This is a genomic window from Glycomyces sp. NPDC046736, from assembly GCF_040645615.1.
Taxonomy (GTDB): domain Bacteria; phylum Actinomycetota; class Actinomycetes; order Mycobacteriales; family Micromonosporaceae; genus Glycomyces.
Genome location: NZ_JBEYYO010000006.1, coordinates 1 through 25798, shown reverse-complemented (window position 1 = coordinate 25798; position 25798 = coordinate 1). Strand labels below are relative to the sequence as shown.

Below are 25798 nucleotides of genomic sequence, written 5' to 3'. Positions count from 1 at the left end.
TGTTCTCAGGCCCCGGAATGCGGGGAAGTCGCCTACCAGCCGTCTTTGCGGGCGCGGGCTTCGTAGATGAGGACCGAGGCCGATACGGACACGTTCAGCGAGTCGGCGATGCCGAGCATGGGGATGCCGATCTGCTCGAAACCGTGGTCGTACCAAGGCTTCGAGATGCCGTAGCGCTCGTTGCCGAGCACGAGGGCGGTCGGTCCGGAGTAGTCCATGCGGCGGTAGTTCGTGGACTTGTCGGTGTCGGCCAGATAGACGCGTACACCTCGGCCCTTGAGCCAATCGATCGCCTCGGTCACGTCGTCGAACTCCACATGGGGCACACGCAGGCTCATGCCCTTGGAGCCGCGGAAGACCTTCGGATGGGACATGCGGGTTCGCCGGTTGGCCATCACCAGCAGCTCGGCGCCCGCCCCTTCTGCGGTTCTGAGCAGGGTCCCGAGGTTGCCGGGGATCTCGATGCCGTCTGATACGACGATGAGCGCGTCGTCGCTCAAAGCGACGTCCTCGGGTTCCCATCGCGGCATCTCGACGGTCGCCAGGAGGCCTTCGGGAGCGTCGCGTTCGGACATTCGCCTCATGGTCTTCTCGGAGACCTCATAGGCGCGATAGGCGCGTTCGGCGGCCTGGGCGGCTTTGTTCGCGGCGTTCGAGGATCTGACGAGCTCGGGCGTGTAATAGAACTTGTCGATACGCAGACCCAGATCCAACGCCAGCTCGATCGCCCACAGACCTTCGGCCACAACGAGGTTGAATCGATTGGGCGCGGTGTTCCTTGCGATGTGCAGAATGTCCTTGACGGCAGGATGGCCGACTCCGATGTGCCGCAGTTCCATCCTCGTCGCCATCTCTCTTGTGCTCACCGAGGGCAGGCGAGACCGCGCGACGTCGCTTTCCATGCTTCGCAATGGGATCGCGAGTCGCTCCGTGATCGCCAGGGTTGAAGCTCAGCGTAACTTTCAAGGTTCGCGAGACTCAACCGCTTTTCTCGGCGGCGCGACCTCAGGCGCGCTGAGCCGAAAGCAAGGAGGGTCGGCGGGCCGCTCAGGCCGAATCGTCAGCGGAGCCTTCGAGGATCGCCAGGTCCCGCAAGGCGAACCGACGGTGCTCGCAGTGCTCGTTGAGCACCACCCGTAGGCACCGACCGACCGATCGCGTCGCCACGCCCCAGGTCGGGGCGGGCTCAGCGGAGACGACCCGCTCGAACTCCGCGTCGGTCAGCGCCGCGACCGCCTCGCGCATCATCGCCGCCCGACCGGCGTGGACCTCCACGATCTCGTCCCACGACGGCCGAGCCTCGACATCGACACCGATCCCCCGCGCCGCCTCGGCCGGATAGTCCCCGGTCGGCATCCCGATCGGATGGAACGGCCGCTCCTCTCCCCTCGCCATGCGCCCCACCCAGACGTCGATGGCGAAAGTCAAGTGCCGCAACGTCTCAGCGAACGACCACTCCTCATCGACCCGCTCGAACCGAACCGCCTCCGGCAACCGCTCGGCCCGGGCGATCGCCTCCTGCCAGAGCCGCTCAAGCTCCTTCCACATCGACCGGAAGTCGTCAGGAGTCCGCACCGCCCGCAACCGCACCCGCTCGGGATAGCGCCGATCGAGCTCGCCCTGCACGAAATCGGTCACGTCGACATCGTTGACCACGAACCGATCGATCTCCCCGCCATGCCCCGACACCCGCAACTCGGGAATCGCCGACCCCGTGATCCGAACCCGGCTCAAATCGCAGTCCCGAAACACCGCCCCCGACAAGTCCACCGACTGAAACACCGCGCCACGGAAATCGGCGCCCTCGAACCTCGCTGTCATGGGCCCATCCTCCCCCACCCCACCGACAACCCACCTCGATGCGTTCAGCGGGTGTTGAGGAGAGTGCGGAGTTGGTTTGCCCAGGCTCGGGGGTGGGTGAGGTTGCCGTTGTGGCCGGCTGGGAGGGTGGTGAGGGGTCGGTTGAGCAGCTCGGCGAGGTGGAGGGCGGCCTGGTAGTCGAAGGCGGTTCGCGGGGTGGTGACTCCAGCGGCGGGGATGATGGCGGCGGTGGTCGCGTCGAGCTGGCTGAGGCAGCCGGGGTCGGTGCGGATGGCGGTGAATTCGTTCGTGATGAAGTGCGCGAAGTTGGTCCGGCGCTGGTCGTTCATGGGTTGCGGGGTCAGGTCGGGTTCGGTCGGACCTGCGGGGTCGATGCCAAGTGAGGCGGCGATGGCCGGCAGCGCCGCCATGAGTCCGTCTGCGGCGTAGAGGTGCTGGAGGTCGGCGAGTTCGCGGCGGTGCGCTGCGGCCGCATCCGGAGGCAGGAGCCAGGGGGCGACCGGTTCGTGGGCGATGAGCGTCGCGATGTGCTCAGGGTGGTCGGCGGCCAGGTGGAGGCCGATGACGGCGCCGAAGCTGCAACCGAGCATGAAAGCCGGGCCGTCGGCGAGGTGGGCGAGGAGACTGCGGGCGTCCTCGGCGTGGTCGGCGATGGCGACCTGAGGGTCCTCGACGGGGCTGCGCGACAGACCCCGGCGGTCGTAGGTGAGGCAGGTGAAGTCGTCCTCAAGGGCGTCGACGAGGTCGACGGAGCGCTGGGCGTCGCCTTCGCCGCTTTGGGAGATGAGCATGAGCGGGCCGGTGCCGCGCTGCTCGAAGTAGATGGTCGCGCCGTCGACGGGAAGCAGGCCGGTGATCATGGGTCCTCCTTGATGGGGTTCGATGGACTCCACGATATTGCATCTTTTCTGATGCATCAAGATTGACACATCTCTTGTGATGCATCAGTCATGATGTATTATGTTCGACGTGAACGGCATGGAACTGGCCCTGTTGGGCCGCACCCTCATGAAGCTCGGCGAGGCCGCCATCCCGACCGAGGGCATCGGCGTCTACGGCACCAGCGAGCAGTCGGTGATCATCGTCGCGGCCGACATCAAAGCCCACCCCGGCACACCGATCAAGGACATCGCCGCCCGGACCGGGTTCCCCCAAAGCAAGGTCTCGGCCTGCGTCGCCCGCCTGCGCGAAGCCGGCGCGGTAGAAAGCGAACCCGACCCGACCGACCGCCGCCGAACCCTCATCCGCCCCGCAGGCCGGGTCTCCACCCGAGTCGCCAAGGTCCGCGCCGCCGACATCGACCCCATCCTCACCGCCGCCCTCGAAGACCCCACCCAACTCAACGAGGTCAAAGACGCACTACGCCTACTGGCCACCCACCTCAACCCAAGCGCCCTGACCCGAATCGACACCTGACCACGCAAGCAAAAGACGAGCAAAACCCAAAAGAGCCGGCCCCCTCTTCCGAGGAAACCGGCTCTCACCTGGTATTTCATAGTAGCGGGAGGCGGATTTGAACCACCGACCTCCAGGTTATGAGCCTGGCGAGCTACCGAGCTGCTCTATCCCGCGCCGTATGTTTAAAGCTTACATGGCTTTGGGGAGGGGTGCCAAGGCGGGTGGGGTGAGTGGGGTCACTGTGGGTTTTCGGGGTGGTTTTGGGGTGTTCGGGGATGGACTTCGCTTTTGGGACGCCGCAGGCCCGGTCCCATCGGGCCGGGCCTGCGAGTTCGTCTCGGGTTGGTTAGAAGCCGAGGCGTTCCAGGAGCTTGGGGTCCCGTTGCCAGTCTTTGGCGACTCGGACGTGGAGGTCGAGGTAGACGCGGCCTCCGATGAGTTGGGCGATGCCCTTGCGGGCCTTGGTGCCGACGCGCTTGAGGCGTTCGCCGCCCTTGCCGATGATGATGCCCTTCTGGCTGTCGCGCTCGACGTAGATCTCGGCCCAGATCTTCTTGCGGGGGCCGCCTTCGGACTCCTCGTCCTCGACGTCCTCGATCACGACCGCGAGCGAGTGCGGGAGCTCGTCGCGCACGCCTTCGAGAGCGGCCTCGCGGATGAGCTCGGCCATCATGACCCGCTCGGGCTCCTCGGTGATCATCCCGTCCGGGTACAGCTTCGGGGACTCGGGCAGGTGCCCCGAGAGCACGTCGACCAGCGTGTCGAGGTTCTCCCCCTGCTTGGCCGAGACCGGCACGATGTCGGCGAAGTCGGCGAGCGCCTCGACGTTCGTCAGGTGGCGGACCAGGTTGTCCTTCGAGACGAGGTCGATCTTGGTGACGACCGCGACGACCTTCGCGTGGAGCTTGGCGATCTCGCCTGCGATGAACTTGTCGCCGGGGCCGGGCTTCTCGTTGGCCGGCAGGCACAGCCCGATCACGTCGACCTCGGACCAGGTCTGGCGCACCAGGTCGTTGAGCCGCTCGCCCAGCAGCGTGCGCGGCCGGTGGAGGCCGGGCGTGTCGACCAGGATGAGCTGGGAGTCCGGGCGGTGGAGGATCGCGCGCACCACGTGGCGCGTGGTCTGCGGCCGCTTGGAGGTGATCGCGATCTTCTGGCCCATGATCGCGTTCGTGAGCGTGGACTTCCCGGCGTTCGGGCGGCCTACGAAGCAGGCGAAGCCGGCGCGGAATGCGTTGCTAGACAAGACGGTGCACCTCTTTGCGGATGACCGAGTACGCGGCCAGGTCGGAACTGATCTCTTTGGCGGCCTTGAGGCCGTCCTCGTCGTCGGCGGCGCCGAACACGACGGCGGCTTCGAGCTTGTCGGCGCCCGCGGCGAAGGCCTGGGCGACAGCGGCCTGGAGCGCGCTGAGCTTGAGCGAGGGCAGGTCGACCGCAGCCGAGGCGTAGGTGCGGCCGATGCCGTCGCGCACGGCCGCGCCCGTGGGCTGCTGGACGCGTCCGGCCGCGCCGCGCGCGAGCGTGACGAGCTTCGCGTCCTCGGCGTCCAGGCCGTCCAGGGTCAGGTCAGACATTGATCTCGTGCCTCTCATCGTTCGCGGCGGGCGGCCGCGGGTCTTCGGGCAGGCGCGCGACGCGCACCGTCTCGATGCGGTTGCGGCGCCCCACGGTGCCTTCGGCGGTCAGGTCGAGCCCGGCGATGCGGGCCCGGTCGCCCGCGAGCGGGACCTTGCCCAGCTCGGACGCGAGCAGGCCGGCGACGGTGTCCACGTCGACCTCGGGCAGGTCCACGTCGAACAACTCGGCGAGGTCCTCGACGGCGTAGCGGGCGGTGACGCGGGCCGTGTGGTCGTCGAGCCACGCGACCGGCGGAAGCTCCTGGTCGTACTCGTCGGTGATCTCGCCGACGATCTCCTCCAGGATGTCCTCGATGGTCACCAGCCCGGCGGTGCCGCCGTACTCGTCGACGACCGCGGCGATGTGGATGCGCGCGGTCTGCATGTCGCGCAGCAGGTCGTCGACCGGCTTGGAGTCGGGGACGAACGAGACGGCCCGCATCACCTCGGACACGGGCGGGTTGACCCCTTCAAGGCGGGCGAGGTCCTTGAGGTAGACCACGCCGCGCAGGTCGTCGAGGTCCTCGCCGACGACCGGGATGCGCGAGAAGCCCGAGCGCAGCGCGACCCGCTTGGCCTCGTCGGCGGGCATGTCGGCCCCGACCCAGACCATCGCGGTACGCGGCACCATGACCTCGCGGGCCACGGTGTCGCCGAGCGCGAACACGGACGCGATCATGTCGCGCTCCTCGTGGTCGACCGTCCCCTGCGCCTCGGCGGCGTCGACCATCTCGCGGATCTCGATCTCCGAGGTCGTGAACGGCCCTTCGCGGTAACCCTTGCCGGGCGTGACGGCGTTGCCGAGGAGGATGAGCACCTTCGCGAGCGGCCCGAGCGCGGTGCCGAGCAGCGAGACCGGCCCGGCCGCGGCCAGCGCGATCGGATAGGCGTGCTGGCGGCCGAGGGTGCGGGGGCCGACGCCGATGGCGACGAAGGAGACCACGGTCATGATCGCGGCCGAGATGCCCACGGCCGGCCAGGAGTCGTTCCAGGCGTCGAACGCCACCACGGCCACGATCGCGATCGCGGCGGCCTCGCAGGCCAGGCGCAGCAGGATCAGGAGGTTGAGGTGCCTGGGGAGGTCGTGGATGACCTTGACGAGCGCTTCGGCGCCTCTGCGGCGCTGTTCGGCGAGCTCGGCGGTGCGGGCGGGCGAGACGGCGGTGAGGGCCGAGTCGACAGCGGCCGCGGCCCCGGCGACGGCGGTCAGTGCGATCGCCGCGGCCAGGAGCGAGTACGGGAACATCGGGTCCTAACTCTCCGCCGCGACTCGTTTGGCCCGCCAGGAGTCGAGCATGCGGTTCTGGAGACCGAACATCTCCTTGGCCTGCTCGGGCTCGGCGTGGTCGTAGCCGAGGATGTGGAGCACCCCGTGGACGGTGAGCATGTGCAGCTCGTCGGCGGTGGAGTGCCCGGCCTCCTTGGCCTGGGCCGCGGCGACCTCGGGCGAGAGCACGAGGTCGCCGAGGATCGGCGTGCCCGGTTCGGTCGAGTCGGGGCGTCCGGGCATGGCGTCGTCCATCGGGAACGAGAGGACGTCGGTGGGCCCGGTGCCGCCCATCCAGCGGCGGTTGAGCTCGGTCATGTGGTCGATGTCGACCACGAGCACCGAGAGCTCGGCGAGCGGGTTGACGCCCATCTCGTTGAGGGCGAAGTCGGCGACGGCGCGGATGCCCGGCTCGTCGACTTCGGTCCCGGACTCATTGATGATCTCGATGCCCACGGTTTCCTCGTTGCCCTTTCCTGGGGTCGCCGCTTCGGGCGTCCCACCGCTCGTAGGCGTTCACGATATCGCTGACGAGCTGGTGCCGGACCACATCGTCGGCGCTGAGCGTGGCGAAGTGCACGTCGTCGAGGCCTTCGAGGATGTCGCGCACCATGCGCAGCCCGGAGGTCGCGTGGCCGGGGAGGTCGACCTGAGTGATGTCACCGGTGACGACGATCTTGGACCCGAACCCGAGGCGGGTGAGGAACATCTTCATCTGCTCGGGCGTGGTGTTCTGCGCCTCATCGAGAATGATGAACGCGTCGTTGAGGGTCCTTCCGCGCATGAATGCGAGGGGGGCGACTTCGATCGTGCCCGCTTCCATGAGTTTGGGGATGGAGGCGGGGTCGATCATGTCGTGGAGGGCGTCGTAGAGGGGGCGCAGGTAGGGGTCGATCTTCTCGAAGAGGGTGCCGGGGAGGAAGCCGAGCTTCTCTCCGGCTTCGACGGCGGGCCGGGTGAGGATGATCCGGTTGATCTCCTTGGCCTGGAGGGCCTGGACGGCCTTGGCCATGGCCAGGTAGGTCTTGCCGGTGCCGGCGGGGCCGATGCCGAACACGATCGTGTTCTCGTCGATGGCCTCGACGTAGCGCTTCTGACCGATGGTCTTGGGCCGGATGGCCTTGCCGCGCTTGGAGATGATGTTCTGGGTGAGCACCTCGGCGGGGCGCTCGCCGGGGGCGGCCTTGAGCATGTTCTCGGTGCGCCGGATGACGTCGGCGTCGACGTCCTCGCCGTTCTCGATCAAGGCGAGCAGCTCCTTCACGAGTCGTTCGGCCGCGCGCGGCGCGCCGTTGATGCCGGTGAGGGTGATGGTGTCCCCGCGCACGTGGAGGTCGACGCCGGGGAAGCGGCGTTCGATGAAGCGCAGGTTCTCGTCGGCGCGGCCGAGCAGGGCCATGAGCGAGCTCTGGTCGCCGACGGTGATCGTGGACGTGATCGTCGAGGTGTTCTGGGCGTGGTCAGAGCGGTCGGTCATAGGCTTCGCCCGCGAGGGCTGTTCGCCACCTGCTTCCAAAGGTGAGAGTTCGGCGGCCTCGGGGGCCGCCGCTTGCGGTAGGTCAATGGTAGTTGCTGCGGCGAGCGGGCAACAACGAGAAATCCGGTCGCCGTTGTGATTTCAGGCCGCGAGCATCGGTCCGAGCGGTTTGCCCCCGACGACGTGGAAGTGGACGTGGTACACGTCTTGGCCGCCGTCGTCGCCGGTGTTGGCGAACAGGCGCCACCCGCTCTGGTCGACCCCTTCGGCCGCGGCGACGTCGGCCGCGACGGCGAGGAGGTCCCCGGCCAGCGCGGGGTCGGCGGCGGCGAGGGCCGCGGTGTTCGCGTAGTGGTCCTTCGGGATCACCAGGACGTGGACGGGCGCTTTGGGGTGGATGTCGCGGAACGCGAGCACCCGTTCGGTCTCGGCGACCTTCGTCGAGGGGATGTCCCCGGCGACGATCTTGCAGAAAAGGCAGTCGGCGTCGTTCATGCGGACAGTCTAGGAGGTCGCGGGGCGTCTCAGGCCATGCGGACCTCGGCCCAGGAGGCCGTGGCGGTGCCGTCGGTGAGCGCGCCGTACACCTCGGTGTCGACGATCTCGACTTGGAAGCGGACTCGACTGGTTCCGCTGAGGTCGAGGTCGAGTTCCTGGACGTCGCCGTATTTGAGGGTCTGGGCGAACAGCGGCTCGCCGGTCTCGGGCACGGGCAGGACGATGAACTCGAGGACCATGGCGGTGTCGGCCGAGTCGTCGGCGATGCCGACGACTCCGGTGAGGCGCTCGGCGCCGCCGGGCACGGCGAAGTCGACGTAGCCGACGGATTTGCGCCCGTCGGCGATGGTCGCGTCGGTGATGTAGGGGACGCAGGAGAAGGCGTCGGTGTACTCCTGGCCTCCCAGGCGCACGGGTTCGGTGTTCCATTGGCCGCCGCTGCTGCGGTAGTTGGTGCAGTTCTCGACGGCGAGGTTGTCCTCGAAGTCGAGTGCGGCCGGGGAGGAGACGGTGGTCTCGCCGGTCTCGTCTCCGGTGTCGGCCAGTTCGGCTTCGAGTTCGTCGACGCGGGCGGAGTAGGAGTCGCGCTCGGATTCGATCGCGCTCAGGTCGTCGCTGAGGCCTTCGATGTTGACCGTCAGTTCCTGTGCCTGGTCCTGTTTGACGATGCTGAAGACGCCGAGGCCGACGGCGGCGAGCGAGGTGACGATGGTGACGATGAGGTGGGCTCGGTTGAGTCGGGACTCGCGAACGGGAGCGTTCATTGGATCCCCAAGGGGTGCGGAGGGTTCGAGGCTCCTTCGATGCTAGTCGTTCCGGAGTAGACGGACGGTCCCCCGAACGGGTGCTACCAGCGCCCCAGACGGGCTTGGAGTACTGCCAAGGCGGCCGGGCCTGCTGTCGAGGTTCTGAGGATGGTGTCGCCGAGGCGGATCGGGGGGCCGAATTCGGCGAGGGCGGCGAGTTCGTCGGGGCTGATGGAGCCTTCGGGGCCGATGACGAGGGCGATCTCGCCGGTCGCGGCGAGGTCGACGCCCGAGAGCGGAGCGGTGGCGCTCTCGTGGAGGACCAGGACCTGCGCGGCTTGGCGCAGGCGCTGCACGAGCTGCTTGGTGGTGTGGAGTTCGGCCACGTGAGCGAGGCGGGCGCGGCGGGCCTGCTTGGTGGCCTCGCGGGCGGTGGCGGTCCATTTGGCGCGGGCCTTGTCGCCGCGGGGGCCTTTCCATTGGACGATGGATCGCGATGCGGCCCAAGGGATCACTTCGTCGACGCCGATCTCGGTGAGCATCTGGACGGCGCGTTCGCCCCGGTCGCCTTTGGGGAGGGCCTGGACCACGGTGAGCTTGGGGTCGGGCTCGGGGAGGGTGCGTCGTTCGAGGACGGCCAGGCGCAGCGATCCGCGTTCGGCGGCGGTCACGCGCGCCGAGGCGACCGCCCCGGCGCCGTCGGACAGGAGCAGGGTCTCACCGGGCTGGAGGCGCTGCACGTCGGCGGCGTGGTGCCCTTCGGGGCCGTCGAGGACGAACTCGTCGGTGGAGGGCAGGGCGTCGACGAGGAAGACCGGATCGCTCACGTGGCTCCTGTTCGGTGGCGTGTCGCTGACCGGAACAGCTTAGTCCGCGTTCAGCGGGTGAAGTCGACGGCGCGTTCCCAGCGCAGGCGGCCGGTGATCTTGCGATAGAGGCCCTGGTCGCCGATGCGACCGAAGGAATGGTCGAAGCGGGCGCGCGGGAGGTGGTTGGGGACGAGGTCGACCCAGCCGTCCTTGTCGGCGGGCGGTTCCCAGCGGTTCGCGGGGGCGGCGACGCGCCACCCGGCGTCGCGGGGCTCTTGGGTGGTGCACTTGAGGGCCCAGTAGCCGCGGCCGGAGTAGCCGATCACCAGGACGGGGCGTTCCTTGGAGCGGCGGGGCTCGTCGGCGAAGGGCACGTCCGCGAGCCAGCGCTCGCCGATCTGGGGCCCGCCAGCGGGCGGGGTGGCGTCGCGCCTCGGTCCGCCGCGGGGGCGGCGGCGCAGTGCGATGACGACGAGGGCGAGGGCCGCCGCGACCAGCACGACGGTGACGATGGTTGCCAGACCGGGCATCGAGAGGCTCCCCGTTTCAGGATTGGTGAGTCGAAGTCGGCCCCGGCCAGGCCGGGGCCGGTTCAGCGCTGTCTAGGCGTGGCCGTTGAAGGCGTCTCGCATCCTTGAGAAGAACCCGCTGCCGCCTTTGACCTCTTTGATCTCCTCGTCTCGCAGGCTCGCGAGTTTCTTGAGGAGTTCCTCCTGCTCGGTGTCGAGCTTGGTGGGGGTACGCACGTCGAGCTCGATGTAGAGGTCGCCGCGGGCGCCGCCGCCTCGGAGCTTGGGGACGCCGTGGCCGCGGACCTTCTTGACGGTGCCCGGCTGGGTGCCGGTGGCGACCTCGACTTCGACCTGGTCGTCGAGGGTGTGGATGTTGAGCTTGGTGCCGAGCGCGGCCTGCGTCATGGGGACGCGCACGCGGCAGCGCAGATCGGAGCCTTCGCGGGTGAAGACCTCGTGGGGCTTCTCGTGGACCTCGACGTAGAGGTCGCCGGCGGGCCCGCCGCCGGGGCCGACCTCGCCTTCGCCGGAGAGGCGGATGCGCATGCCGTCCTCAACGCCGGCGGGGACCTTGACGGTGATGCGCCGCCGCGAGCGCACGCGGCCTTCGCCGCCGCACTTGCGGCACGGGTCGGTGATGATCGTGCCGTATCCGGAGCACGCCGAGCACGGGCGCGCGGTGCGGACCTGCCCGAGGATCGTGCGCTGCACGACCTGGACCTCGCCCGAACCGCCGCACGTGGTGCAGGCCTGGGGTTCGGCGGTGCCCTCGGTGCACGAGCCGTCGCACGAGTCGCACAGGATCGCGGTGTCGACGGTCAGGGTCGATTCGGTGCCGAACGCGACCTCTTCGAGGTCGAGGTCCAGGCGCAGCAGCGCGTCGTTGCCCGGCCGGGTGCGCGAGCGCGGGCCGCGGCGTCCGAAGCCGCCCATGGAGCCGCCGAAGAAGGCATCCATGATGTCTTCGAAGCCCATGAACGGAGCGCCCGCGCCGCCGCCTGCGGCGCGCGAGTACGGGTCGCCTCCGGCGTCGACGATCGCCCTCTTCTGGGGGTCCATGAGGACTTCGAAGGCGGCGTTGATCTCCTGGAGTCGCTCCTGAGCGTCGGGCTCGTCGCTGACGTCGGGGTGGTACTTGCGTGCCAGCTTCCGATACGCCTTCTTGAGCTCGTCGTCGTTGGCGTTCCGGTCGACGCCGAGAATGCCGTAGTAGTCCTTAGCCACGTGCGCTCTGTCCTGTCAGCGGTTCTGTTCCAAAATCTCGGACACGTACCGGGCCACGGCGCGGACGGCCGCGATCGTGCCCGGGTAGTCCATGCGGGTGGGACCGAGGACGCCCATGTGGCCGACCACCGAGCCCGGCCCGTATCCGGCGGCGACCACGGTGGTCTCGCGGAAGTCGTCGATCTCGTTCTCGTCGCCGATGCGCACCGTCAACAGCGCGTTCGAGTCGGCCCGGCCCAACAGCTGCATGAGCACGACCTCCTCTTCGAGGGCTTCGAGGATGGGCCGCATGGACCCTGCGAAGAAGTTCCCGTCGCGGGTGAGGTTGGCCGCGCCCGCGACGGCCACGCGCTCTTCGGTGCGCGCGACCACGGTGTCGAGCAGGCCCTGCGCCAGCGCGGTGGCGGTGGCGCCCAGCTCGGGGCGGGCCAGGGAGGCGAGGTCGGCGATGATCCGCGGCGCGTCGGACAGGGGCTTGCCCTGGAGCTGCTCGTTGACCAGGCGGCGCAGTTCGAGGACGTTGTCCTCGCTGAGCTCGGCGGGAACCTCGGTGAAGCGCTGCTCGACCCGGCCGGTGTCGGTGATCATGACGATCATGAGACGGGTCGGGGTGAGCGAGACGAGTTCGAGGTGGCGGATCGAGGAGCGGTTGAGGCTCGGGTATTGGACGACGGCCACCTGGTGGGTGAGCTGCGAGAGCAGCCGCACGGTGCGGGTGACCACGTCGTCGAGGTCGACGGCCTCGGAGAGGAAGCGGTGCACGGCGCGCCGCTCGGCGGCCGAGAGCGGCTTGATCTTGCCGAGGCGGTCGACGAAGAGCCGGTAGCCCTTGGCGGTGGGGATGCGCCCGGCGGAGGTGTGCGGCTGCTGGATGTAGCCGGCCTCTTCGAGGTAGGCCATGTCGTTGCGGACGGTGGCCGCGGAGACGCCGAGGGCGTGGCGCTGGGAGACGGCCTTGGAGCCGACCGGTTCCTGGGTGGCGACGTAGTCCTCGACGATGGCGCGCAGCACTTCGAGCTTGCGGTCGTCCATCGCTGCCACGTCCCCTCAGTGTCGTTGCCGGGCTTTGCGTGCCCGGTGGCGCTGCGGCCGGGCGTGCGCCCGGCCTCGGGCCGGACTCAAGTTTGGCACTCCCGGTCCGGGAGTGCCAGTCTACGTGGGCCCTCAGACACCGGGGAACACGAGCGCGCCGTCGTCTGCGACGGTCACGGCGTCGTCGCCGAAGTCGGCGGCGAGCTCGTTGAAGTCGTCGAACGCGCCGTTGTCGGCGTCGACCTGCGGGTAGCCGTCGCCGTCCATGCGGGTGGCGAGGGCCTGGCCTGCGACGATGGTGCCGTCTTCGCGGATGGTGACCGACAGGATCGCCGAGCGGCCCAGGGCGCCGTCGCCGGCGAAGAGGTTCTGGCCGCCGCCGAAGTTGCCCAGGGAGTAGGCGATGAGCTTGCCGTTGTAGTACTCCATGCCGCGCAGGACGTGCGGGCCGTGGCCGAAGACCACGTCGGCGCCGTTGTCGATGCAGGTGCGGGCGAACGCGCGCGTGTCGCCGCGGTCCTCGCCGAAGTAGGTCTCGACGCCTTCGGGGACGTGGCGGTGGTCGGTGCCCTCGGCGCCGAGGTGGGCGGTGGCGATCACGATGTCGGCCTGTTGCTTGGCGGCCGAGACGAGGGCGGCGACCGCGTCGAGGTCGCGGTTGTCGGTGTAGAACGTGTACGGCGCGAAGCCGACCAGGCCGACGGTCAGGCCCGACTCGGTCTCGACCAGGGCGACCTCGTCCTTGATCCCGCAGATCTCCATCCCGGCGGCGCGCACGGCCTCCTGGGTCTCGGTCGCGCCGTCGGGCCCGGCGTCCCAGCCGTGGTTGTTGGCCTGGTTGAGGACGTGGAAGCCCGCGTCGGCGAAGACCTGCGCGTACTCGGCGGGGAGGCGGAAGTAGATGCAGGTGCCGCCGCCGCACTTGTCGAACTCGTGGGTCGACAGGGCGCCTTCGAGGTTGGCGATGCGCAGGTCGCCGGTGATGACGTCCTTGACGCCGGAGAAGAAGCTCGCGCCCTCGTCGGAGGCCAGCTGGTTGGGGTAGGAGCCGGGCATCGTGTCGCCCACGTGCGTGATGGTGATCTCGCGGGGCGGCTGGGGGGACGGCTCGGGCGAAGGGCTCTCCTCGGCCGCGCCGATGCCGCCCTCGTCGGCCGGGGGCGGCTCCTCCTCGGAGCAGGCCGCGGCGGCCGCGACGAGCCCGGCGGCGGAGGCGGTGAGGAGCCCGCGGCGGGCGAGCTGCGTGCCCCGCAGGGCAGCCGGGTAGGGACGCGCTGAACGTGAGGTGTGCATGGGTGGCGGGCTCCGGGTATGGGGGACGGGGGTCGGCTCCGGCGGGCTTCGCATGGGGTGCGGTGCCGGAGGGCCGGGGAGCTTACGAGACGCAGGCTCCCGCGTGACGTCGTCAAATCTACGGGTCGCCCGCCCGGGGTTCGTCAGGCGGTGAGGTCTCTCACCACGGCGTCGGCGAGGAGGCGACCGCGCAGCGTGAGGGTGAGGCGGCCTGCTGCGAGGACGCCGAGCCCGTCGGCCACAACGCGTTCGACCGCGGCGGCTCCGGCGGGCCGCAGCTCGGCCACGGGCACCCCGGTGGCCAGCCGGGTGAGCAGGAGCACTCGCTCCAGATAGCGGTCCTCTTCGGTGAGCTCCTCGTGCCCGGCCGCGGGCAGGCCCTGGGCCAGCGCCGTGGCGTACGTCGAGGGGTGCTTGTGGTTCCACCAGCGCACCCCCGGCAGGTGCGAGTGGGCGCCCGGCCCCGCGCCCCACCAGTGGCCGCCTTCCCAGTAGAGGAGGTTGTGGCGGCAGCGCGCCTGGGGGGTCTTGGCCCAGTTGGAGACCTCGTACCACTCGAAACCGGCCGCCGAGAGGGCCGCTTCGGCCGCGAGGTAACGGTCGGCGGCCACGTCGTCGGAGGGCTGGGCGACCTCGCCGGCGCGGATGCGGCGGGCCAGCGCGGTGCCGTCCTCGACGATGAGCGCGTACGCCGAGACGTGGTCCACGCCGGTGTCCACCGCCGAGGCGAGGCTTTCTGCGAAGTCGGCGGCGGTCTCGCCGGGCGTGCCGTAGATGAGGTCGAGGCTCACATGCTCGAATCCGGCCCGGTGGGCGTGCTCGACGGCGGCCAGGGCCTTCTTCGGGGAGTGCTCGCGGTCGAGGATCTTGAGCACGTGCGAGGCGGTCGACTGCATGCCCACCGACAATCGCGTGAAGCCGCCGTCGTGGAGCTCGGCCACGTAGTCGGCGTCCACCGATTCGGGATTGGCCTCGGTGGTGGCCTCGTAGCCTTCGGCGAGCCCGAACTCGCGGTCGATCTCGGCGAGGATCGCGGCCAGGTCAGCGGCGGGCAGCAGGGTCGGGGTGCCGCCGCCGAAGAACACCGTGTCGACCTTCGGCCGGGTGTCGAACCTGGCCGCGGCCGATCGGATCTCGGCGCGCACGATCGAGGAGTACGTCTCCCGCGAGACGCCCGCGCCCAGCTCGGAGGCGGTGTAGGTGTTGAAGTCGCAGTAGCCGCAGCGCGAGACGCAGAACGGGACGTGCACGTAGAAGCCGAAACCGGCGTCGATGGGGCCGCCCGCGCCGGCGTCGATCGCGGAGGCGGGCGAAGTCGCGGCTGCGGTTGCGGGACTGGTGGACACGCTGACTACGGTACTGGCATGAACGGCAACGATGCTTTGATCAAGTACTGGCCGGCGCGGAACGTGGCCTCGATTACCCTCGACGCCCCGAACCGGCGCAACGCCCTGTCCACGCGGATGATCGCCGAGCTCCGGGAGGCGCTGGCGACGGCGCTCGCCGATAACGACGTGCGCGCCATCGTGATCGACCACACCGGCCCGGTGTTCTGCGCCGGGGCCGACCTCAAGGAGTCGGCGGCCGCGACGAGCCTGGAGAAACTCCCGGCAGCGCACCTCGCCGAGCTGCTCGCCGACATCTGCGAGTCGCCGAAACCGGTGGTCGCGGTCGCCAAGGGCGGCGCGAAGGGCGGGGGCCTGGGGCTCCTGGCCGCGGCCGACATCGCGATCGTCGAAGGCGACGCGGGCATGGCGTTCAGCGAGGTCCGGCTGGGCGTGGTCCCGGCCGTGATCGGCCCGGTCGTGGCTCGCCACCTGACCCCGGCGCAGATGCGCACCCTGTTCCTGACCGGGGAGGCCTTCGGCGCCTACGACGCGCACCGGTGGGGCCTGATCACCCACGCGGTCGTCACCGGCGCGGCCGACGAATGGCAGGCCAAGACCGTGGGGGCCCTCGTCGCGGGCGGCCCGGCGGCGCAGGCGGGCATCAAAGTGCTCACGGCCACACCGGATCTGCGACAGGAGTTGCGCGATGCGGCTGCCGTGACGGCTGAGTACTTCTTCTCCGAAGAGGGACGCGAAGGTGTCCGATCGTTCATTGAGAAGCGGTCGCCTTCCTGGGTAGGCTGACAGGCCCGACCGACCTGATCGGAGTCTCCCGTGCGCCTGCTCCCTGCGCTGACGACCCTCGCCCTGGCCGCGACGCTCGCCGGTTGCGGCGAGACGGCCGAGGACTTCCTGCGCCCGAGCCGCACCGGCTGCTACTTCGGCTCGGGCGAGACCCAGGTGCACCTCTCGGCGCAGCAGACCTCGAACGCGGCCACGATCGCGGCGGTCGGGATGCGCGACGGGCTCGACGAGCACGCGGTGTCGGTGGCGATCACCACGGCCATGCAGGAGTCCGAGCTCATCAACGTGAACTACGGGCACCACGACTCGCTCGGGCTGTTCCAGCAGCGGCCCAGCATGGGCTGGGGCACCGAGGAAGAGCTCATGGACCCCGTCTACGCCTCGTTCAAGTTCTACGAGAAGCTCCAGCGCATCGACGGCTGGCGGGAGATGACGCTCGCCGAGGCCTCGCAGGCGGTCCAGATCAGCGCCTACCCCGAGCTGTACGAGCAGTGGGAGGACGAGGCCGTGGTCATCGCCGAGGCGCTGGCCGGGGGCCAGGAGTCGGGGTTGATGTGCATCTCCGGCGGGGCCGAGGAGCCCGAGCCCGAGGCGGCGGTGCTGGCCGAGGCGTACTCCTACCAGTGGGGCGCCGAGGCCGATGTGGACGGTTCGACGATGGTGATCGTGCCCGACGGCGCGGCCGAGGGCTGGAACCGGGCCGCGTGGGCCGTCGCCCGCGCCTACGACCACCGGATCGCCAGCGTGGCGTTCTCGGGATTGGTATGGACGCCAGGGGAAGACGGCTGGGCCGCGCCCGACGCCGAAGTGGACGGCGAGGAGGCGGTGGCGGCCGCGAACGACACGTACGCGCGCATCGTCGTGACCTTCGCCGAGACCGAGTAGGCAACCGCCGCAACAGCGGCAGAGTTCAGCGGCGGTTCACCGCAGCGTAGGGCCAGGGACCAGGTTCCTCCACGATCGCTTGTTGGGCTGGGTGGGTCAAACCCGCACAACCCCCATCAAAGCGAGGTCCACATGCGCCTTTCGCGCCGTATCCTGCTCGCCTCCTCCGCCTCCGCGACCGCCGCCTCCGCGGTCCCGGCAGTGGCGTGGGCCCAGAGCCGCAGGCACCCGACCCTCGACGCCGACCCCTTCAACCTGGGCGTCGCCTCCGGCGATCCCGAACCCGACGGCGTGGTCCTGTGGACCCGCCTGGCGGTGCACCCGCTGGCCGAGGACGGCATGGGCGGCATGCCGAACGGCTCGGTCGACGTCCGATGGGAAGTGGCGACCGACGAGCGGTTCCGCCGCCGCGTGGCCTCGGGCCGGTACGAGACCGGCCCCGAGATCGGCTACAGCGTCCACATCGAAGTCGAGGGCCTGGAACCGGGCCGGGAGTACTACTACCGCTTCAGGACCGGCCGGTGGGTCTCCCCGGTCGGGCGCACCCGCACCGCGCCGCCGCTCGGCTCGATACCCGCCGAGCTGCGGATGGCCTTCGCCTCGTGCTCGCAGTACGAGCACGGCTACTTCACCGCCTACCGGCACCTGGCCGAGTCGAACCCCGACCTGGTGCTCCACCTCGGCGACTACCAGTACGAGTACAAGGCCGGGGTGTACCTCTCCCCCGACGGGAACGTGCGCGACCACGAAGGGCCCGAGACGGTCTCGCTGGCGACCTACCGCCAGCGCCACGCCCAGTACAAGACCGACCCCGACCTCCAGGCCGCGCACGCGGTCGCGCCGTGGCTGGTGGTCTGGGACGACCACGAGGTCGAGAACAACTGGGCCGACGAGGTGCCCGAGTCCGGATCGGACACGCCTGAGCCCGAGGACTTCCTGCGGCGGCGCGAGGCCGCGTTCAAGGCGTACTGGGAGAACATGCCGCTGCGGCGGTCCTCGGTCCCTTCGGGGATCGACATGCAGCTCTACCGCAGAGTCCAATGGGGACAGCTCGCGAACTTCCACATGATGGACACGCGCCAGTACCGCGACGACCAGGCCTGCGGCGACGGCACGCAGAGCAACTGCGCCGACGCGTGGGACGAGTCGCGCACCATCACCGGCCAGGAGCAGGAGGACTGGCTCATCGAGGGCTTCCACTCCTCAAGCGCGCGTTGGGACCTGCTCGGGCAGCAGGTGTTCTTCACGCAGCGGGACGCGGCCGCGGCCGAGGACGACCTGCGCACGAGCATGGACGGCTGGGACGGGTACGCGGCCTCGCGGCAGCGGATCATCGACGGCTGGGTCGAGGCCGAGGTGCGCAACCCGGTGGTGCTGACCGGGGACGTGCACACGCACTGGGCCGGGGAGATCCTGCCGGACTTCCCTGCTGCGCAAGGGGCTTCGGTGGGCGTGGAGCTGGTGGCCTCATCGATCACGTCGGGTGGGAACGGCGTGGACTCGGTGCCGGAGGACAACGCGGCGCTGGTCATCAACCCGCACATCAAGTTCCGCAACGCGCAGCGCGGGTATGTGGAGACGGTGATCGGCCCCGACCAGATGGACGTGCACTTCCGGGTGGTGCCGCAGGTGACGGTGCAGGGCGCCCCGGTGTACACGCGGCGGTCCTATTCGGTGGTGGACGGGGACCGTACGCTGCACCAGACGTACGATCGGCCGGTGGACCCGGCCACGATGTCGAAGGACACAGGGCCGTTCGCCGACTCCGACGAGCTCGCCGACGACTTCCTGAACTAGTTCCTCCCGCGAAAGGGCGGCGTTCGGGCGCCGCCCTTTCCCATTGTTCGGACACCGTTCTTCGCTATTCCTGAATTGTCGCGAAATGACCTGTCCCCCATTCGGATGGCGTGCGGCTCGGGCCCCCGGAAGTGGGGGCCGAGGGCTACAGTGAGCAGTGACAGCACACCCTTTTCTCTGCCCGGAGCTGCGAATATGACGTACCCGCCGCAATCGCCCGAACCGAATCCGCATGGCGCCGGCCCCGGCCCGGGCGCGCCAGGACAGGGCCCGGGGCCGTCCCCGGACCTCCTCGTCGAATGGGGGATCAAAGAGAACCCCAACCGTCCCAAGAAGATCAATCAGTTCACGCAAGCGCTGTGGGCCTACGCCGCGGCGACCGTGCTGATCCTCATCTTCGCGATCCTCGCTTCCGCTACCGCGCCTTGGTGGTACGCGACCGGGTTCCTGGTCGGCGGCGCCGTGTTCAACCTGCTGTGGGGGGCCGGCGCGGTCGTGGTCGTGTGGCTCGTGGCCAAGGAGCGCCTGGGCGTCTTCGGGGCCACGGACGCGCGCGTGCCGCTGTACATCGCCCTGGGCGTCCTCGGGTTCTTCTCGCTGGGCGGCTTCTTCGGCGTGTGGGCCATCGGCTGGTTCGCCGCGCTAGGCTCGCTGCTGGCGCTGGTGAAGCTCGCGGCGATCGGCGCGGCGTTCTACCTGTTGTTCCAACCGGATGTGGCGCACTGGATCCGGTCGCGGCCGGGCAACCAGCCCAAGCCGCCGGTCCCGCCGCAGCACCCCGGCAACTACCCGCCCCAGCCGCCGAACCCGGGTGTGGGGCACCAGCAGCCGCCCTCGTCCGGGGGCCAGTAGCACGACGAAGGGGCGGAGCCGAATCGGCTCCGCCCCTTCGTGTCTCGCTTAGTCCTCGTCAGTGCGCAGGGCGGCGATGAACGCCTCCTGCGGGACTTCGACGCGGCCGATGTTCTTCATCCGCTTCTTGCCTTCCTTCTGCTTCTCGAGCAGCTTGCGCTTGCGGGAGATGTCGCCGCCGTAGCACTTGGCGAGGACGTCCTTGCGCAGGGCGCGGATGGTCTCGCGCGCGATGATCCGGGAGCCGATCGCGGCCTGGATGGGGACCTCGAACTGCTGGCGCGGGATGAGCTTCTTGAGCCGCTCGGACAGCCGCACCCCGTAGGGGTAGGCCTGGTCCTTGTGGACGATCGCAGCGAACGCGTCGACCCGCTCGCCTTGCAGGAGGATGTCGACCTTGACCAGGTCGGACTCCTGGGTGCCGTCGATGTCGTAGTCGAGCGAGGCGTAGCCCTTGGTGCGGGACTTGAGCTGGTCGAAGAAGTCGAACACGATCTCGGCCAGCGGCATCGTGTAGCGGATCTCGACGCGGTCAGTGGACAGGTAGTCCATCCCGATCTGGACGCCGCGCTTGGCCTGGCACAGCTCCATGACCGTCCCGATGTACTCGGTCGGGGTCAGGATGGTGGCCTTGACGATCGGCTCGGTGATCGAGTGGATCTTCCCTTCGGGGAACTCCGAGGGGTTGGTGACCTCGATCTCCTCGCCGTCTTCCTTGACGACCTGGTAGATCACGTTCGGCGCGGTCGAGATCAGGTCGAGGTTGAACTCCCTTTCGAGGCGCTCTTGGATGATCTCCAGGTGCAGCAGGCCGAGGAACCCGACGCGGAAGCCGAACCCGAGCGCCGCGGAGGTCTCGGGCTCGTACTGGAGCGCGGCGTCGTTGAGCTGGAGCTTGTCGAGGGCTTCGCGCAGGTTGCCGTAGTCGGAGCCGTCGATGGGGTAGAGCCCGGAGAAGACCATCGGCTTGGCGATCGTGTAGCCGGGCAGCGCGGTCTCGGCGGGGCGCTTGTTGAGGGTGACGGTGTCGCCGACCTTCGACTGGCGCACGTCCTTCACGCCGGTGATGAGGTAGCCGACCTCGCCCACGCCGAGGGCCTTGGAGACCACCGGTTCGGGGCTGATGACCCCGATCTCCAGCAGCTCGTGGTCGGCGCGGGTCGACATCATGCGGATGCGGTCGCGCGAGGAGAGCTTGCCGTCGACCACCCGGATGTAGGTCACGACGCCGCGGTAGACGTCGTAGACGGAGTCGAAGATGAGCGCGCGCGGGGGCGCTTCGGCGTCGCCGGTGGGGGCCGGGATCTGCTTCACGACCGCGTCGAGCAGCTCGGCCACGCCTTCGCCGGTCTTGCCCGAGACGCGGAAGACGTCCTCGGGTTCACAGCCGATGAGGTGGGCGATCTCCTCGGCGTACCGGTCGGGGTCGGCCGAGGGGAGGTCGATCTTGTTGAGCACCGGGATGATCGTGAGGTCGTTGCCCATCGCCAGGTAGAGGTTGGCGAGGGTCTGCGCCTCGATCCCCTGCGCGGCGTCCACGAGCAGGATCGCGCCCTCGCACGCGGCGAGCGAGCGGGAGACCTCGTAGGTGAAGTCGACGTGCCCGGGGGTGTCGATCATGTTGAGCACGAAGTCGCCGCCCTCGTCCTCGCCCGAGCGGACCTTCCAGGGCATGCGCACGGCCTGCGACTTCACGGTGATGCCGCGCTCGCGCTCGATGTCCATCCGGTCGAGGTACTGCGCGCGCATCTGGCGTTCCTCGACGACCTCGGTGATCTGCAACATCCGGTCGGCCAGGGTGGATTTACCGTGGTCGATGTGCGCGATGATGCAGAAGTTCCGGATCGACTCCGGAGCAGTCGAGCCTGGCGCGTTGGTCACGGTGACCTTCCCTCTCGGCGAACGCTGGCGAACCGCGACTCGCGCGGCTCGGACGGGGTGGTCTGCCAATTCTGCCCTACCGACCCACCACCCCCCGCCCACCCGCCCACAAAAGGCGCCCCGCTCACCCACAACCCCCACACTTACCGCACCGCACATCCCACGACACCGCACCCACGGCGAACTCCCACCCCGCCACGGCCCACCCCCACCCCCGCTCCCGCTCCCGCTCCCGCCGAGATCCACTCCCACCCCCGCTCGCTCCCGCCAAGATCCGCTCCCGCTGTTGTGTCACACCCTCCAGCGATGATGTGAAGTCGGGGGGCGCCGCGAATCGAGCAACGCTCACGTTCCACACACGCCTCAGGCGGCAACCGCGTCTCAACTCACTCGCCCTCGCCGTCGTGTCACACCCTCCGGCGATCATGTGAAGTCGGGGGGCGCTGCGAATCGAGCACTCCTCGCGTTTCGCAAACACCTCCGCGCGATCGCGCCTCTGCGCCACCGCGAGCTGCCCTCGCCCTCGCCCTCGCCCTCGCCGATGTGTCATACCCACCGGCGATCATGTGTAGCCGGGGGGCGCTGCGAATCGAGCGATGCTCGCGTTTACACACCTCCGGCCGCCCCGCGTGATTGCGGAGCGGCCGGATTCGGGTGTTCGATCAAGCTGCCGCCGGGACCGCCTCGCGTTCCTCGACCTCGGCGTTCGCCTCCTTCGCCTTCGCGCGGGCCGCGCCGATCGCGAAGAGTAGGATTCCCGCGACCAGCCAGGCGCCGAGGACCAGGATCGCGGTCTGGCCCCCGTGGCCGTCGAAGTACGCGGCCGAGCGCAGCAGCGTCCCGCCCGCGCCCGGAGCCAGGTACTGGCCGAACTCGCCCCACGGCGCGGGCAGCATCTCCGGCGAGCTCGCCATGCCCGACAGCGGGTTGCCGACCAGCATCACCAGCACCGCGCCCACCGCGACCCCGGCGCGGCCGAGCAGCTTCACCAGGCCCAGGATCAGCCACCCGGTGCCGGCCATCGCCAGCGCCAGCGCGCCGGCCACCGGCAGGAACTCGCCCTCGATCGATTCGAGCACGTACAGCATGAGCGCGGCGACGCCCGCGCCGACCGCGAGCGGCGCGAGGATCGCGGCCGCGACCTGGCGACCCGAGCCGCGCACGTTGAGGCCGATGAGCACCGCGATCAGGATGCCGCCGGCCGCGAGCGGCAGGGCCGAGGCGGCGAGCCCGGCCCCGTTCGGGTCGTCGTCGGGCAGGGCCACGAGGTCCTCGACGGTGACCGGGATGCCGCCCATCTGGGCGGCCACGCCGTCGGCGATGCCGACGACCATGCGCGAGACCACCGGCGAGGCGGCCGAGGCGGTGTAGACGGTGATCCCGTCGGGGGCGATCGCGAACGCGGCGTAGACCTCGCGTTCCTCGATGAGCGTGGCGGCCTCGTCGGCGTCGGCCGCGGCCGTGACGTCGAAGCCGTCGGGCTCGGCCTGGTCGAGCTGCGCCTGGACCTGGTCGGCGGCCTCTTGGGGGCCGACGACGGCGATCGGGACCTCGTGCGGGCCCATTCCGGTCGAGGGCCAGGAGAATGCGAGAGTGAGGACGCCGACGATGAGCGCGAGTCCGGCGCTGAGCGCGATCACCCGTCCGATCGGGGTGCGCTCGGGGGCGGAGGTTTCCATGATGGTTTCCAATCATCCGTAAGATACGATCCGTATCTTCACAGGCCCAATGTAGCATAAGAAACGACTCGTATCTAGAGGAGACCGGTGAAGCGCAAGGCAACGTCCCGACGCCGCGGCGAGGAGCTTGAGCAGGCGATTCTCGACGCGGCATGGGCCGAGTTCAGCGAGGTCGGTTTCGCCCGCCTGACGATGGAGGGCGTCGCGAAACGGGCCGGGACGAGCAAGCCCGTGCTGTATCGGCGCTGGCCGAGCCGGGTAGAACTGCTCATCGCGTGCGTCGCCAACCGCATCCCCCGGGCCGAGCTGATCCCCGACACCGGGTCGCTGCGCGGAGATTTGGTCGCCTTGCTCACTCTCGCGAGAGAGCGCATGCGGCTCATCGGCCAGGGCGCGATGCTCGGCATCCTCGCCGAGGTCAGCGCCGACCCCGTCGCGCGCAACGCCCTGTTCGCCGGGCTCATCGACGAACTCGTGACCCTGCTCTACGCGGGCGTGTACCAGCGCGCGATCGCGCGCGGCGAACTCGACGAGGCACACCTCACCCCCCGCCTGCGCAGGCTCCCGACCGACTTGGTGCGCAACGAGTTCCTGGTGTTCAGCGACGCCTCCGACACCGCGATCGACGAGATGGTCGACGAAGTGATCCTGCCCGCGCTGCGGGCCCGCGGCGCCCGAACCTGACCGTCCGGGGGTAACGCGGGCTACAGCCGCGGACCGGGCGGGGAGCGGGCCCTTCGACCTGGTGTAATCTGGCTCGCGGTCATGCTCCCAGGGCGTGTGCGATGCTCGGCTCCTGGTAACGTTGACGAGCGCTCGGAGTGCCCTCTGCCTTCGACGCTGTTAATTAAGGAATCAAGCAATCACGAAACTGAGGCTTCACGCGTGGCGAACATTAAGTCCAAGGAAAAGCGCATTCTTACGAACGAGAAGCGCCGTATCCGCAACAAGTCTGTGAAGTCGTCGCTGAAGACCGCCGTCCGGAAGTTCCGTGAAGCGTCGGCCTCTGGCGACGTCACCGCTGCGGAGACGCACCTGCGCGCCGCCAGCCGCGAGCTGGACAAGGCCGCCACCAAGGGCGTCATCCACAAAAACCAGGCCGCGCAGCGCAAGTCCAAGCTCGCTGCGGCTTACAACAAGCTGTCCGCCAACGCCTAAGCGCGAACGCGAAGAGCGAAAAGCTTCACAAGGCCCGAAGGCATCGCCTTCGGGCCTTGTGCTTGCCCGCGGGACGTTCGTCAGGGCGAGGCGGGAACGGGTGCGCAACGCGCTGGCGATCGCCGCCTGCGGCCCCGCTCGCGCGGGACGTTCGGCGCGACGAGCGAGACGAGACCGGGAGTTCGCCGCCGACGTCTGCGGCCCGCGCCCCGCGTGCGACGCCTCGGTTCAGCCGTGGCGGCTGAGGGCTCCGGCTATCACGTCGTTGAGCTTGACCATCGCCGCGACGGCGACGGGGAGGATGAGCACCACCCACCAGGTGACCAGTTCGGTGAGCGCCATGAGGATCGCCAGCGCCACGGAACCTTCGAAGAGCACCACGCACCACAGGTTCGACAGGTAGAGGTGTTGCAGGCGCAGCATCCGCGAGTACCAGGGGCGGCGGGGGCGGCTCACTCGGCCGTGGCGGTACTCAGACACGGCTGGTCCTCCCGGCGGCGCTCAGTCGGGTGATTTCGAGGATGGCGTGCTCCAGGGCCCAGCCGCGGTCGTCCATGCCGCCTTTGACTTCGCCGTTGAGGCGGGCGCACACCCGCATGGCCTCGGCCAGCGCGTCGGCGGTCCAGTTGCGCGACTGCTTGCGGGCCTTCTCGATCTGCCAGGGCGCCATGCCGAGCTGGCCCGCGAGCTGGGCGGCCCCGCCGCGTTCGGCGGCGACTCGGGAGAGGTTGCGCACGGCCATGGCGAGGGCGTCGGCGATCGGCACGGGGTCGACGCCGACCTGCATGGCCCAGCGCAGCGCGCCGAGCGCTTCGGCGGCGTCCCCGGCGATGGTGGCGTCGGCGACGGTGAAGCCGGAGACCTCGGCGCGGCCGGAGTAGTACTTGGCGACCGACTCCTGGGTGATCTTCCCATCGGTGTCGGCCACGAGCTGCGAGCAGGCGGAGGCGAGTTCGCGCAGGTCGGACCCGACGGCTTGGATGATGGTGTCGGCGATCTCGGCGGAGGCCGACCGCGGCGAGGCCCCGGCGTCGCGCAGTTCGCCGCGCACGAACGCGACCCGGTCGGGCTGGCGTTTGATCTTGGAGACGCGCACGGTGTCGACGTCGAGTTTCTTGAGGCCTTCGGAGAGGGCCTTGCCCTTGTTGCCGCCGTTGTGGCAGACGGCGAGGTAGATGCCGGGGGCGGGCTGCTTGGCGTAGGCGAGGACGGCGGCGATGGTGTCCTTGTCGACGTCCTGGCCGCTTTCGACCACGCCGATGACCGCGCCGCCGAACAGGGTCGGGCTGGTGATCTCGGCGAGGGCGCCTTTGGTGAGGTCGTTGCCGCTGACGCGGTTGACGGCGGGTGCGGGTTCGTGCTCGGGCAGCTCGGCGCGGACCGCCTTCACGTACTCGGCGGCGGCCCGCTCGGCGAGGAATTCGTCGTCGCCCAGGATCAGGCGGATGGGTTGGAGTGCGGCCACCGACCCATCCTCCCACGCCGCTGAGACGACGACGGTGTTCGACCGGCCCGACGTCTCCCACGCAACCCCCGCACCCAGCCCACACCCTCCCGGCACCGCTCCGCGCAAATCACCCAAAAGAAACCTCTCGCCCTCTCGCCCCCTCGCCCCCTCGCCCCCTCGCCCCCTCGCCCCCTCGCCCCCTCGCCCCCTCGCCCCCTCGCCCCCTCGCCCCCGCCGCGCTCCGGGGGGGACCGGCGGCGGCCGGCCGGCG

General features: G+C 69.6%; 27 protein-coding genes and 1 tRNA gene. 7 read left to right on the top strand and 21 right to left on the bottom strand.

Going from position 1 to position 25798, the window contains the following annotated elements:
* Positions 1–32 precede the first annotated feature (32 nt).
* The 3 genes from AB0B28_RS08010 to AB0B28_RS08000 all read right to left on the bottom strand — a co-directional run bounded on the left by AB0B28_RS08010 (position 33) and on the right by AB0B28_RS08000 (position 2681).
* Entirely contained in the window at positions 33–866 is an 834-nt protein-coding gene (locus AB0B28_RS08010; RefSeq protein WP_360118398.1) for an RNA methyltransferase, read from the bottom strand.
* 181 nt (positions 867–1047) lie between these two features.
* Entirely contained in the window at positions 1048–1821 is a 774-nt protein-coding gene (locus AB0B28_RS08005) for a DinB family protein (protein ID WP_360118395.1), read from the bottom strand.
* 44 nt (positions 1822–1865) lie between these two features.
* Positions 1866–2681, bottom strand: a complete 816-nt coding sequence (locus tag AB0B28_RS08000; RefSeq protein WP_360118392.1) for an alpha/beta hydrolase — start codon at positions 2679–2681, stop codon at positions 1866–1868.
* 100 nt (positions 2682–2781) lie between these two features.
* Here AB0B28_RS08000 and AB0B28_RS07995 point away from each other — a divergent pair, with 100 nt between their 5' ends.
* Positions 2782–3237, top strand: coding sequence for a MarR family transcriptional regulator (locus AB0B28_RS07995; RefSeq protein WP_360118389.1), 456 nt, complete (start codon positions 2782–2784; stop codon positions 3235–3237).
* An 82-nt stretch (positions 3238–3319) separates the two neighbouring features.
* Here AB0B28_RS07995 and AB0B28_RS07990 read toward each other — a convergent pair.
* From AB0B28_RS07990 to hemW, 14 genes are all read right to left on the bottom strand, one after another.
* A tRNA-Met gene (locus tag AB0B28_RS07990) sits at positions 3320–3393 on the bottom strand.
* Positions 3394–3565: 172 nt separating this feature from the next.
* Positions 3566–4465 carry a GTPase Era gene (era, locus tag AB0B28_RS07985; RefSeq protein WP_360118386.1) on the bottom strand — a complete coding sequence of 300 codons (900 nt, stop codon included), beginning with the start codon at positions 4463–4465 and terminating at the stop codon, positions 3566–3568.
* On the bottom strand, positions 4458–4796 hold the full coding sequence (locus tag AB0B28_RS07980) for a cytidine deaminase (RefSeq protein WP_360118383.1): 339 nt from the start codon (positions 4794–4796) through the stop codon (positions 4458–4460). Before AB0B28_RS07980 ends, era begins: the two co-directional genes overlap by 8 nt.
* Positions 4789–6084 carry a hemolysin family protein gene (locus tag AB0B28_RS07975; protein WP_360118380.1) on the bottom strand — a complete coding sequence of 432 codons (1296 nt, stop codon included), beginning with the start codon at positions 6082–6084 and terminating at the stop codon, positions 4789–4791. Before AB0B28_RS07975 ends, AB0B28_RS07980 begins: the two co-directional genes overlap by 8 nt.
* Positions 6085–6090: 6 nt before the next feature.
* Positions 6091–6561, bottom strand: coding sequence for an rRNA maturation RNase YbeY (gene ybeY, locus AB0B28_RS07970; RefSeq protein ID WP_360118377.1), 471 nt, complete (start codon positions 6559–6561; stop codon positions 6091–6093).
* Positions 6539–7582, bottom strand: coding sequence for a PhoH family protein (locus AB0B28_RS07965; RefSeq protein ID WP_360118374.1), 1044 nt, complete (start codon positions 7580–7582; stop codon positions 6539–6541). The genes ybeY and AB0B28_RS07965 overlap by 23 nt, the downstream gene beginning before the upstream one ends.
* Before the next feature lie 141 nt (positions 7583–7723).
* The gene (locus AB0B28_RS07960) at positions 7724–8077 is read right to left on the bottom strand and encodes an HIT domain-containing protein (protein ID WP_360118371.1); all 354 of its coding nucleotides are present in this window, start codon (positions 8075–8077) and stop codon (positions 7724–7726) included.
* 29 nt (positions 8078–8106) lie between these two features.
* A complete protein-coding gene (locus tag AB0B28_RS07955; protein WP_360118368.1) occupies positions 8107–8844 on the bottom strand; it encodes a hypothetical protein in 738 nt (245 codons plus the stop codon).
* Positions 8845–8927: 83 nt separating this feature from the next.
* Positions 8928–9653, bottom strand: a complete 726-nt coding sequence (locus AB0B28_RS07950; RefSeq protein WP_360118365.1) for a 16S rRNA (uracil(1498)-N(3))-methyltransferase — start codon at positions 9651–9653, stop codon at positions 8928–8930.
* Between the two features lie 50 nt (positions 9654–9703).
* Positions 9704–10165, bottom strand: coding sequence for a hypothetical protein (locus tag AB0B28_RS07945; RefSeq protein WP_360118362.1), 462 nt, complete (start codon positions 10163–10165; stop codon positions 9704–9706).
* Positions 10166–10237: 72 nt separating this feature from the next.
* Entirely contained in the window at positions 10238–11371 is a 1134-nt protein-coding gene (dnaJ, locus tag AB0B28_RS07940) for a molecular chaperone DnaJ (protein WP_360118359.1), read from the bottom strand.
* A gap of 15 nt (positions 11372–11386) precedes the next feature.
* Entirely contained in the window at positions 11387–12403 is a 1017-nt protein-coding gene (hrcA, locus tag AB0B28_RS07935) for a heat-inducible transcriptional repressor HrcA (protein WP_360118792.1), read from the bottom strand.
* 132 nt (positions 12404–12535) lie between these two features.
* A complete protein-coding gene (locus AB0B28_RS07930) occupies positions 12536–13696 on the bottom strand; it encodes a CapA family protein (RefSeq protein ID WP_360118356.1) in 1161 nt (386 codons plus the stop codon).
* A 143-nt stretch (positions 13697–13839) separates the two neighbouring features.
* Positions 13840–14994, bottom strand: coding sequence for a radical SAM family heme chaperone HemW (hemW, locus tag AB0B28_RS07925; protein ID WP_360118790.1), 1155 nt, complete (start codon positions 14992–14994; stop codon positions 13840–13842).
* Between the two features lie 66 nt (positions 14995–15060).
* On the opposite strand from hemW, the gene AB0B28_RS07920 reads away from it, so the two are divergent.
* The 4 genes from AB0B28_RS07920 (at position 15061) to AB0B28_RS07905 (ending at position 19362) form a co-directional block, all read left to right on the top strand.
* Positions 15061–15828, top strand: a complete 768-nt coding sequence (locus AB0B28_RS07920) for an enoyl-CoA hydratase-related protein (RefSeq protein WP_360118353.1) — start codon at positions 15061–15063, stop codon at positions 15826–15828.
* A 30-nt stretch (positions 15829–15858) separates the two neighbouring features.
* Positions 15859–16713, top strand: coding sequence for a hypothetical protein (locus AB0B28_RS07915; protein WP_360118350.1), 855 nt, complete (start codon positions 15859–15861; stop codon positions 16711–16713).
* A gap of 132 nt (positions 16714–16845) precedes the next feature.
* On the top strand, positions 16846–18510 hold the full coding sequence (locus tag AB0B28_RS07910; RefSeq protein WP_360118347.1) for an alkaline phosphatase D family protein: 1665 nt from the start codon (positions 16846–16848) through the stop codon (positions 18508–18510).
* A 195-nt stretch (positions 18511–18705) separates the two neighbouring features.
* Complete coding sequence (locus tag AB0B28_RS07905; protein WP_360118344.1) at positions 18706–19362, top strand: hypothetical protein; 657 nt, start codon at positions 18706–18708, stop codon at positions 19360–19362.
* A 48-nt stretch (positions 19363–19410) separates the two neighbouring features.
* On the opposite strand, the gene lepA is transcribed toward AB0B28_RS07905, so the two are convergent.
* Both lepA and AB0B28_RS07895 read right to left on the bottom strand, forming a co-directional pair.
* Positions 19411–21243, bottom strand: a complete 1833-nt coding sequence (gene lepA / locus AB0B28_RS07900) for a translation elongation factor 4 (protein WP_360118341.1) — start codon at positions 21241–21243, stop codon at positions 19411–19413.
* A gap of 662 nt (positions 21244–21905) precedes the next feature.
* On the bottom strand, positions 21906–22922 hold the full coding sequence (locus AB0B28_RS07895; RefSeq protein WP_360118338.1) for a hypothetical protein: 1017 nt from the start codon (positions 22920–22922) through the stop codon (positions 21906–21908).
* An 87-nt stretch (positions 22923–23009) separates the two neighbouring features.
* On the opposite strand from AB0B28_RS07895, the gene AB0B28_RS07890 reads away from it, so the two are divergent.
* Together AB0B28_RS07890 and rpsT are read left to right on the top strand one after the other, a co-directional pair.
* Positions 23010–23606 carry a TetR/AcrR family transcriptional regulator gene (locus AB0B28_RS07890; protein ID WP_360118335.1) on the top strand — a complete coding sequence of 199 codons (597 nt, stop codon included), beginning with the start codon at positions 23010–23012 and terminating at the stop codon, positions 23604–23606.
* A 201-nt stretch (positions 23607–23807) separates the two neighbouring features.
* A complete protein-coding gene (gene rpsT / locus AB0B28_RS07885; protein WP_360118332.1) occupies positions 23808–24080 on the top strand; it encodes a 30S ribosomal protein S20 in 273 nt (90 codons plus the stop codon).
* A 228-nt stretch (positions 24081–24308) separates the two neighbouring features.
* On the opposite strand, the gene AB0B28_RS07880 is transcribed toward rpsT, so the two are convergent.
* Together AB0B28_RS07880 and holA are read right to left on the bottom strand one after the other, a co-directional pair.
* Positions 24309–24560: a hypothetical protein gene (locus AB0B28_RS07880; RefSeq protein ID WP_360118329.1), complete on the bottom strand. Its 252-nt coding sequence runs from the start codon at positions 24558–24560 to the stop codon at positions 24309–24311.
* Entirely contained in the window at positions 24553–25545 is a 993-nt protein-coding gene (gene holA / locus AB0B28_RS07875; protein ID WP_360118326.1) for a DNA polymerase III subunit delta, read from the bottom strand. The genes AB0B28_RS07880 and holA overlap by 8 nt, the downstream gene beginning before the upstream one ends.
* Positions 25546–25798 lie beyond the last annotated feature (253 nt).